Raw genomic sequence first — 9,315 nt, forward strand, 5'->3', positions numbered from 1 at the left:
TCCACTCCAATCAACAGGGTGTAAAAATCAACAATGTTCTTTAACACAGCAAAAAAAATAAACTCGGCTCTTGTATGAGCCGAGTTTATCTTAAATTTATTTCATTCTTCCTTTTAAAACCTCAATAGCCTTTTGCATTTGTGTATCACTTGTTTTAATTTTTTCTCTTAATAGCTCCATCAATTTCAAGGTCGATTCACCTTTTAACACACCATTTGTAGGGAGCTTTTGTGCCGTTTGGAAAGCAATGACAGCCTGTTTTGTTTTTTCATCAAAGAATCCATCTTCACGACCCGGATCATAGCCAATAGCCTTTAACATCTTCTGAGCTGTTTGAATTTCTGTTGAAGCGTTAGAAAAGGCCAGCTCTTTCTCTGGATCAATAATCGGTAATGTAGCAAATTCAGGAAGGGCTACTGCAACATCTGGCTCAATTCCCTTTTTGTGAATCCAGTTGCCATTTGGTGTTAACCATTTGGCGATTGTATATTTTAAATTAGAACCATCTTTAAAATCTTCTGCCGTTTGTACGGTACCTTTACCAAAGGATTTCTCACCTACAAGCGGGATGCCTGCTGATTCCTTTACAGCAGCAGCAAAAATTTCAGATGCGCTGGCACTGCCCTTATCAATCAATACAACTAACGGTAAGTCAGGATTACCTTGATTCTGAGAAGCAATTTCCTTTATCTTTCCGTTTCTATCTTCTTCTTTAACGATAATTTTCCCTTTAGGAACAAACATACTCGTAATACTAATTGCCTGATCTAATAATCCACCAGGGTTTTGTCGAAGGTCTAATACTAAACCTTTCATCCCCTTCTTTTGTAAATCATTTAAAGTGGTAACCAATTCTTTTGAGGTGTTACTTGAAAAACTTGTGATTTGTACCTTTGCAATAGAGTCATCAACCATTTCTCCGTATACAGTCTCTATTGGTATCGTATCACGAATAATAGGAACGGTCATTGGAGCTTCTGTTCCTGGTCGTTGAATAGTTAATTCTACCTTCGATCCCTTTTTACCCCTGATTAAAGTAACTGCTTCAGTAGAGTTCATTCCCTGAAGGCTTTTGCCATCTACTGATATAATCATGTCATTTGGCTTTAACCCTGCTTTTTCAGCCGGAGATCCTTTGATAGGAGAAACAATAACAATATGTCCATCCTTTTCTTGGATTTCAGCACCAATTCCTTCAAACGATGAAGAAATACTACTATGAAAGCTTTTTGCTTCCTCATTACTCATATAATCAGAATATGGATCGTCAAGCGATTCCACCATTCCATTAATTGCACCATTAATAAGCTTTTTCTGATCTACTTCTTTAAAATAACCATCTTTCAAGGTATCAAATGCTTCATAAAGTTTATTGAATTCTGATCTTTCTGCTCCAACTGTTACCACTTTTTCTTTACCAAATGCAAAGGCAATTGTTGTAATTCCAGCTGATAAGAAAACCATTAAAAATAACAGCATAATAAAATGGAACTTCTTTAATCGGATATATCCGGATCTGTTCTCAGTAACTTGCTCCTGTTCAACTTTCTCTCCTTCAAGTTTTTCTTGCTCAACGTTCTTTCCTTCCAAAGCTTTCACCACTTTCATTTACCAAAAAATAAGATATGTACTAGCTAGTCTTAACAAATGTCTGAAGCAAAAAGCAAACCCTTAGTGATTAGAATAACATCTTTTTATTAAAATTAACAAAGAAAAGTTAATGAAATTAATAAGAAATAAAATAATAGAGAAATCTCTCTACGATAGAAGAGGCTGATTGGTCAGCCTCTTCATTAAATCATAGATTATTTTATATCTTGACTCGTTTCAAACGAAGGGAGTTTGTCACAACAGATACAGAACTAAATGCCATTGCCGCTCCAGCTACCCATGGAGCTAATAATCCTAAAGCAGCGATTGGTATGCCTGCAGAATTATAGATCAAAGCCCAAAATAGGTTTTGACGAATGTTTTGCATTGTTTTTTTACTTAAAGATATGGCTTTTGGAATCAACGACAGTTCTCCACCTAGAATAGTGATATCCGCAGCTTCAATAGCGACATCAGTACCCGAACCAATGGCAATACCGATATCAGCAACCGCAAGAGCAGGTGCATCATTTATTCCATCCCCGACCATCGCAACTTTCATTCCTTTATGCTGCAGTTCTTTTACATGATTTGCCTTTTCTTCTGGGAGAACCTCAGCAATAACATTCGATATTCCCACCTGAGAAGCAATGGCTTTTGCTGTCCGTTCATTATCACCAGTTAACATATAAACTTCGATGCCTAAATCTCTTAGTTGAGTAACTGCCAGCTTAGCTGTCTCTTTTACTGTATCAGCAACTGCCACAAGTCCCATGATAGTTGAATTAATTGCAATGTACATGGCTGTCTTACCTTCGTTTTCAAAATGAAGTAATTCTTTTTCTTTTTCGGTATAAGAAATACCTTTTAAATCCATTAGCTTCCGAGTTCCCACATATATTTCTTCGTCGCCAATTTTCGCCTCGATCCCATAACCTGGAATAGCCTTAAAACGTTTGACTGGGAGAGTTGAAGATCGTCTTTCCATACCATATCTAACAATAGCTTCGGCGAGCGGATGTTCTGATGATTTCTCAGCAGAGACTAAATATTGAAGGACTTTTTTCTCCTCTTTATATGCTATGAAATCAGTAACAACTGGTTGACCTTTTGTTATAGTTCCCGTTTTATCAAGGACTATGGCGTTTATCCTATGTGCAATTTCTAAATGCTCTCCACCCTTGAAAAGGATTCCCATCTCTGCACCTTTTCCTGTCCCCACCATAATAGATGTGGGTGTTGCTAGCCCTAGAGCACAAGGACAGGCAATCACAAGAACAGCAATAGCAGTTTCCAAAGAGGTTGGAAAATCACTAGGAATCACTAGGAAATACCAAATTAAGAAAGTTACGAATGAGATACAAACAACAACCGGTACAAAGTAGCCAGAAATAATATCCGCAATACGTTGAATGGGTGCCTTTGATCCTTGAGCTTCTTCTACAATCTTAATAATTCCCGCTAGAGCTGTGTCTTTTCCCACCTTTGTGGCTTTCATTGTTATCGTTCCATTTTTATTAATAGTCGAACCTATTAAATGATTCCCCACAGATTTCTCCACTGGAATTGATTCACCTGTTATCATTGATTCATCGACTGAGGATTGTCCTAATAAAACCTGTCCATCTACTGGAATTTTTTCTCCTGGCTTCACTAGTAATCGGTCTGAAACCTGCACTTCTTCAATTGGAATTTGAAATTCCTTTCCATCTCTAATGACTGTAGCTTCTTTTGCTTGAAGACTTAGTAATTTAGAAATGGCGATGGTCGTTCTACCTTTTGCTACGGTTTCAAATAACTTTCCTAGCAAAATTAGAGTAATAAGAACAGCGCTTGTTTCAAAATATAGATGCGGCATATAAAAAGGGTTGCTGATTGTTTTAAAGCCCTCTGCAAGACTGTAGAAATAGGCTGCCGATGTACCTAAAGCCACAAGGACATCCATATTAGCACTCTTATTTTTAAGTGCTTTATAAGCACCCATATAAAAAGGGCCTCCAATATAAAATTGCACAGGTGTGGCTAGCAACAATTGAAACCACGGATTCATCATCACTCCAGGCATAGGGAAGCGAATATCCATTGGCATATGGGCAAACATAGTGTATAAAAGTGGCAAAGACAAGATAACAGAAAGGGAAAACATGCGTTTCTTATGTTTTATCTCCTCTTCTTTATATTGCTGCTTTGTTTCTCTTTGATCCTCTTCTAAACGCGCACCATATCCGAGGTTTTCAATTTTTGTAATTATTTCATTACTTGAAACTAAATCTTTATCATATGAAATGGATGCGTTTTCCATAGCCAAGTTGACATTTGCTTCAACACCATTTACCTTATTTAAAACCTTTTCAATCCTGGCTGAACAAGCTGCACATGTCATTCCAGTAATATCAACTTTGATTTGCTCTTTCATATCGTTCACCTCATTTGCACTATACCCTGCACCCTATTCATATCAATATTATTATTTAATTAGTCATATATTTGCCTTTTTTATTTTACATTTAAATTCTCCATCATGGTCCTAAGTCCTTTCCATAAAAGAAAAAACCTCTTCCTAATTGGAAGAGGCAGTATATTCATTATTACTTAGTGGCAGCCACTAAAGCTACCTCAATCATATCATTAAAAGTTAATTGTCTTTCTTCTGAGGTAGTCTCTTCACCTGTTAAAATATGATCACTAACAGTTAGAACAGAAAGAGCTTTACGGTTAAATTTGGCTGCTAACGTATATAATGCTGTCGTTTCCATTTCAATAGCCAAAATCTGATACTTGGCCCATTTTTCAAGTTCTGCATTATCATTATAGAAAGAATCTGCAGTGAAAATATTTCCCACTTTTAAATTAAGTCCCTTTTCAACACCAGCATCATACGCCTTTTTAAGTAAGTCAAAATCAGCACAAGGTGCAAAATCAACATGACCAAACGTTAGACGATTCATGTTAGAGTCTGTAGAACTTGTCATAGCAAGGATAACATCTCGTACTTTTACATCTTTTTGGATTGCCCCGCACGTACCTACTCTTATTAAGTTCTGCACATTATAGCTTTGCATGAGCTCATTTACATAAATTGAAATTGACGGAACACCCATTCCAGTTCCTTGAACTGAAATCCTTTTCCCTTTGTAGGTTCCTGTGTAACCAAACATATTTCTAACTTCGTTATAACATTTAGCATCCTCTAAAAAGGTTTCTGCAATATATTTCGCTCTCAGCGGGTCCCCTGGCAGCAAGACCGTTTCTGCAATTTCATTTTCTTTTGCACCAATATGTACACTCATAAATTAAAACCTCCAATCAAGATAAGTACGTTCCACTCCGTACCATAGACAATATATCATAAACAGTTTTTATTGAAAAACATCTTCAGAGAAATAGTTATGTTTTTTCTGATTTGTGGGAAGCTATCTTTATACGGAAAGGAGGAATAGATAATGGGAAAAAAACATAGAAGCCGCATAAATGGTCAAAAGAAAAATAACCACATTCCTGCCGAGGCAATTGTGGCAGAGCACGAAGCACATGCAAAAGAAAACCGCGCAGATGGTGGTAGAAAGCATTAAGTAAAAATAAACCTAAGGATGTTCCCTTAGGTTTTTTATCGTATCATTATTCTATTAATCGGGGTCCATCCGCCAGTCTGTAACTGATAATAGTGCTGACCGCCGCGTCCCTCATCAATTAATATAATGTCACCTGTTGAGAGAAATCTCCCCTTATAATTTGAAGGTATTCTGTCAGTCACATTAAATCGGCTAAAGGTTTCTTCCAAGCATTGTACGCGGCCAGCAGCAGGAATGGATGTTCTATAGACCTGTTTATAGCCTTTATTTTCACGGTACTTTGGAGTTTGAAAGATTGTCACATCATATTGGATACAGGGCCTTTTCGTTAATACTCTGATCATCTTGTACCTCCAATTATTAGAATTTATTTTCTATTCTAATAATTAGATATTGGCCTTGTCGAATCCTCTGTAGAATACTAACTTTTTTTGTCGAGAAGCCTTTTTTTTACTTATTATGAGTATCTTTGTATTACACTCTGAATTTTTTGTTGTAAATTAGGAAGATCTGCGTTAGAAACAGATAATCTTACGTTCGTTTCATCCATTCCCATCGCTTCTGAGAATAATCCTGAAAGTCCTTTCGCACGTCGATCCACTTGGAACATCAAATCTAGTGTGCCATTACCTGAAGATAAGAACACCACTTCTAACTCATCTAATTTACCACGAAATAGACCTGACGTTGGGACAAATTCAAATTCTTGAACGAAGGGTAACCGGCCTCGTAAACGTCGTGGTGCTTCTTCACAGTCCGCTTCTCTAATTCTAAAGCCCAAATTATCTACCGCGTTAAAAACAGCAGTCATTAATTGATTAGGAATAACCTTTAAATAATCCTTATCACTTGGGTCCACCCCGCCTTTTATATCCAGTCCTGTTGTTACCCACACTTTGGACCTGCCAATAGATAAGGGTGTATCATACGGCAACTGGAAGGTAAACGGAATTTCTTTTCTTTCGTTGGACCTGATTGTAAAAGGTGTAGTTAGACGAAAACGATCGATGGTAGCAGTTACGTTATATTTTCGATCATCTGACTCTTTTAAATAAGTTGTATTGAGTGAAAGATAAATCTCATCTATTTGCTGTTCAACCTTTCCACCCTTAATTTCAACAACCCCTTGTACAGTTTCCCCAGGCATATAAGTGTCTTTTTCTAGCTTTGTGTCTACTGATGCAGCACCAATACCTACGCTAGCGAATACTTTGTCAAAGAAAGACATAAAATTCTCCTCCTAATTTAAGTGAAATTTTTTATATCAGCTCTTATTTGTGCGCATTGATCATACGCGGATTCTATCTGCAAGAGCCTTCTAATAATTTGTTTGGCTTCTACTGTAATATCTAGTTCTTCTTCCCAGCTTTTTTCTTTCCTGTTATCATCGAAAGTAAAGTTCGAATATAGGAGAAACAAAAGAAAATGGCCAAGCCCGTAAAAATCAGCTTGGTAGTTAATTTGCTTCCTTACATCTTCTATATTTTGTGGATCTCCATCTTTCGGTTTAAGATACCTTCCTAGCCCTAAATCTATCAGGCGAATTCTCGATCCATCGAAAATTACATTAGGAATGCGAATGTCTCTATGAATGATGTGATGGCTATGCAAGAATTCAATGTACTGTAGTAATTCATCTGCAAACTTAAAAACTTCTGTTTCAGTGAATTTCTTACCTTCGTGAAAAATAAGCTGTTCAAAATTCTTACCATTAATATATTCCATTGTATAATAGGGAATATTTTTAAAGGTGCCGTCCTCAAAATATTTAGGAAATCCAGGATGATTAATCGACCGTAATAATTCTTTTTCTAATTCAAATCCCTTTCTTCCAGTTTGGATAATTCTCTTATGATACCGAAGGGATTTTAATACTTTATTCTGTTTGCTTAAGAAATCAAAAACTAAATAACTATGTCCGTAGCTTCCACTTCCGAGATACTCCACTACCTTATAACGATCAGCAATAACCTCATCAATAGGTAGTGGTTTCTCCATAATATTGGAAATAAATAATGTGAATTTCCTTAGCATATACCCGCACCTTACTAGCTGCTAAAAAAACTAGAAATAGAACTTCTGCTTTTATATTTCTTTTTATAGTGATGATGTCCTAAATGGCTGTGCTTATGATGTTTATGTTTCTTCCATGCATCGCTTGAGGAACCGTACTTGTGAGTCATCTTACTTTTTAAAATTGATTTAAGGATTTTTTTTAACATTAAATCCTCCTCCTTTTCTTCATACTCCTAATACGATGAAACTCCAACAAGGTTTCACGATGGTAAAAATATTTCAATTAGTCTGTAAAAAACAAAAAGCGAGCACACTATGCTCGTCTTTCGTCTTCTTTTATCTTAATGGAAGAAAACTTTTCATTTCTCCCTAAATTATTCGTTTACTAATCATCCTGTACTTCCTCATCGATAATACTCTTTTCAATTAAATATTCAAAAGTAATATCGGCTAATTCCTCTAATTCCTCTTCACTAGGAACGTATCCCCTTTTTACAAGCTCATGAAAGAAAAATTCGGCAATTTCTTCCGTATCAATAAATACTTCAATTTCTCTCATAGCATCGCCCCCTTTTTACAGAATGTATGATGTACATGGCTTTTTCATGCTATTTACTTTGGAAAGCAGTTGCCTATAAACCAGTGATCTTCACTGAAATTGAATAAAGAGATTTCAATGAAAAAAACATGTCTTTTATCCCTTGGACAAGCATAGGATTAGTAAAAAGAAAGCGATGGGGTGAAAACAATGTCTAAATTCCAATTGTTGTTTGAGGCATGGGTTGAAGATGTTAACCAGGAGGATAGTCTTACCCTCCAACTATTTGAAAAAATTTTGGAAACGATGTTTTTCCTAATTAAATGGAGTGGAATTCCTTTTGTTTTGTATTTATTATTCGAAATAGCCAGGTGGTAGGATTATACAGGACTTTTGCCATCATTATTTACAAGACTTTCTAATTTTCTAAGAATGACCCGCATAACTTGGTAGTATTCTTGGTCATGAAACAATTCATAAAGTATCCGATAATCATTAAATATATCTAAAAGATTATCAATAAGTTCTTTCTTTTCTTTTTTTCTTTCTATTTCTTCAAACTCTGCTTTTCTAATCAAATTTTTTAAGTTTGTATTTTTTACTGTTTGATCCTGTTTATTTACTAAGTATAAAAGACCCAATTTTTGTATAAATGTATCTGCACTTTCAGCATCCGCTACTAGTGTAAGTTCCTCTTCGCCTGCCTCCAGCCATTCTCCGTCACTTACCCTTGAAAGCTCATAAATCACATCTTCCCAGGCGTCTTCTTTATAGCGCCAAATTTCGGTCCGAAAGCCGACAACTTTAAATAAATCAGCACCATAACCGCTTACCTGAACTAAATCACCGAAAAAAAACTTATATTCAATATCAATTTGCTCCTGTTCCATAACAGTACCGTCATATTCCGATAGCATTTGTAAGGCCGATTCAAGGAACAAACCATCACTCTTATTCACTTCATATACATACTTGCCATCGAGCCATTTTACATCTGTTACCCTGCCAACAGTACCATAAATAGTAATCACGACCGTATCACCGATCTTATACTTCGGTTTTCTCCGTTTTGCCATGTCCTCCCATCCCCTCAAATGCTAAGTCGTGAATTTTGATTACAATAGTATATGCATCAGAATCAATATCGCGCATACCATTTGTAAAATGAAAAAATCGCCTCCATATCAAGAAGCGATTTTTTCCATCTATTTAATTTTTGCTTTCAGCATTAATATATAGCTGCCATGCCTCATCAAAAATAGACATTGACTCTAAATATTGACCATTTAGTTCTAAGTAGGAACTGAGTTCGTGGTAATCTTTTGAAGATTTAGGAAAGCTATGGTCCATATAGGCATGGTTTGCAAATAAACTAATACGATCTTTTGGTGCCGGATGTCTATATTTCATTAAAAAATGATAAAAGGATTTACTCATCACACAAACGCCTTTCCATCGAAATTCACTTATGTGATATATAATAACGAATACTCACAGTATCGTCCAGCGGCAAAATAGGCTGTAATAAAGAACATTATTGATTATTGTTCCTGTTGATTGGAGCGGAAGGCACGAAGACTCCTGTGGGAGTATGGTTCA

10 protein-coding genes are annotated in these 9,315 nt (G+C 36.1%); 1 reads left to right on the forward strand and 9 read right to left on the reverse strand.

Going from position 1 to position 9,315, the window contains the following annotated elements:
• Nucleotides 1-96: 96 nt before the first annotated feature.
• The 3 genes from ABES03_RS07400 to deoD form a co-directional block, all read right to left on the reverse strand.
• Nucleotides 97-1,608 (reverse strand): S41 family peptidase, encoded by a 1,512-nt coding sequence (locus tag ABES03_RS07400; protein ID WP_430116465.1) that lies wholly within the window; start codon nucleotides 1,606-1,608, stop codon nucleotides 97-99.
• A gap of 202 nt (nucleotides 1,609-1,810) precedes the next feature.
• Nucleotides 1,811-4,006, reverse strand: a complete 2,196-nt coding sequence (locus ABES03_RS07405) for a heavy metal translocating P-type ATPase (RefSeq protein ID WP_430116466.1) — start codon at nucleotides 4,004-4,006, stop codon at nucleotides 1,811-1,813.
• Between the two features lie 172 nt (nucleotides 4,007-4,178).
• Nucleotides 4,179-4,880, reverse strand: a complete 702-nt coding sequence (deoD, locus tag ABES03_RS07410; protein WP_430116467.1) for a purine-nucleoside phosphorylase — start codon at nucleotides 4,878-4,880, stop codon at nucleotides 4,179-4,181.
• A 153-nt stretch (nucleotides 4,881-5,033) separates the two neighbouring features.
• Between deoD and ABES03_RS07415 the strand changes: the two genes are divergently transcribed.
• The gene (locus ABES03_RS07415; RefSeq protein ID WP_430116468.1) at nucleotides 5,034-5,162 is read left to right on the forward strand and encodes a hypothetical protein; all 129 of its coding nucleotides are present in this window, start codon (nucleotides 5,034-5,036) and stop codon (nucleotides 5,160-5,162) included.
• 35 nt (nucleotides 5,163-5,197) lie between these two features.
• Here the strand turns inward: ABES03_RS07415 and ABES03_RS07420 are convergent, their stop codons facing one another.
• The 6 genes from ABES03_RS07420 to ABES03_RS07445 form a co-directional block, all read right to left on the reverse strand.
• Nucleotides 5,198-5,506, reverse strand: a complete 309-nt coding sequence (locus ABES03_RS07420; RefSeq protein ID WP_430116469.1) for a YodL domain-containing protein — start codon at nucleotides 5,504-5,506, stop codon at nucleotides 5,198-5,200.
• 113 nt (nucleotides 5,507-5,619) lie between these two features.
• A complete protein-coding gene (locus ABES03_RS07425) occupies nucleotides 5,620-6,390 on the reverse strand; it encodes a sporulation protein (protein ID WP_430116471.1) in 771 nt (256 codons plus the stop codon).
• A 17-nt stretch (nucleotides 6,391-6,407) separates the two neighbouring features.
• Nucleotides 6,408-7,196, reverse strand: a complete 789-nt coding sequence (locus tag ABES03_RS07430) for a serine/threonine protein kinase (RefSeq protein ID WP_430116473.1) — start codon at nucleotides 7,194-7,196, stop codon at nucleotides 6,408-6,410.
• 367 nt (nucleotides 7,197-7,563) lie between these two features.
• Entirely contained in the window at nucleotides 7,564-7,737 is a 174-nt protein-coding gene (locus ABES03_RS07435; RefSeq protein WP_074432829.1) for a YozD family protein, read from the reverse strand.
• Nucleotides 7,738-8,096: 359 nt separating this feature from the next.
• Nucleotides 8,097-8,792: a hypothetical protein gene (locus tag ABES03_RS07440; protein WP_430116474.1), complete on the reverse strand. Its 696-nt coding sequence runs from the start codon at nucleotides 8,790-8,792 to the stop codon at nucleotides 8,097-8,099.
• A 133-nt stretch (nucleotides 8,793-8,925) separates the two neighbouring features.
• Nucleotides 8,926-9,153, reverse strand: coding sequence for a YozE family protein (locus ABES03_RS07445; RefSeq protein WP_308083514.1), 228 nt, complete (start codon nucleotides 9,151-9,153; stop codon nucleotides 8,926-8,928).
• Nucleotides 9,154-9,315 lie beyond the last annotated feature (162 nt).

It is taken from the genome of Neobacillus rhizosphaerae, from assembly GCF_050477885.1.
Lineage (GTDB): Bacteria > Bacillota > Bacilli > Bacillales > Cytobacillaceae > Neobacillus > Neobacillus rhizosphaerae_A.

Coding starts and splice junctions, on each gene's coding strand:
- ABES03_RS07425 (WP_430116471.1), bottom strand. CDS start 6,390: ATGTCTTTCTTTGACAAAGTATTCGCTAGCGTAGGTATTGGTGCTGCA.
- ABES03_RS07420 (WP_430116469.1), bottom strand. CDS start 5,506: ATGATCAGAGTATTAACGAAAAGGCCCTGTATCCAATATGATGTGACA.
- ABES03_RS07445 (WP_308083514.1), bottom strand. CDS start 9,153: ATGAGTAAATCCTTTTATCATTTTTTAATGAAATATAGACATCCGGCA.
- ABES03_RS07400 (WP_430116465.1), bottom strand. CDS start 1,608: ATGAAAGTGGTGAAAGCTTTGGAAGGAAAGAACGTTGAGCAAGAAAAA.
- ABES03_RS07440 (WP_430116474.1), bottom strand. CDS start 8,792: ATGGCAAAACGGAGAAAACCGAAGTATAAGATCGGTGATACGGTCGTG.
- deoD (WP_430116467.1), bottom strand. CDS start 4,880: ATGAGTGTACATATTGGTGCAAAAGAAAATGAAATTGCAGAAACGGTC.
- ABES03_RS07405 (WP_430116466.1), bottom strand. CDS start 4,006: ATGAAAGAGCAAATCAAAGTTGATATTACTGGAATGACATGTGCAGCT.
- ABES03_RS07430 (WP_430116473.1), bottom strand. CDS start 7,196: ATGCTAAGGAAATTCACATTATTTATTTCCAATATTATGGAGAAACCA.
- ABES03_RS07435 (WP_074432829.1), bottom strand. CDS start 7,737: ATGAGAGAAATTGAAGTATTTATTGATACGGAAGAAATTGCCGAATTT.
- ABES03_RS07415 (WP_430116468.1), top strand. CDS start 5,034: ATGGGAAAAAAACATAGAAGCCGCATAAATGGTCAAAAGAAAAATAAC.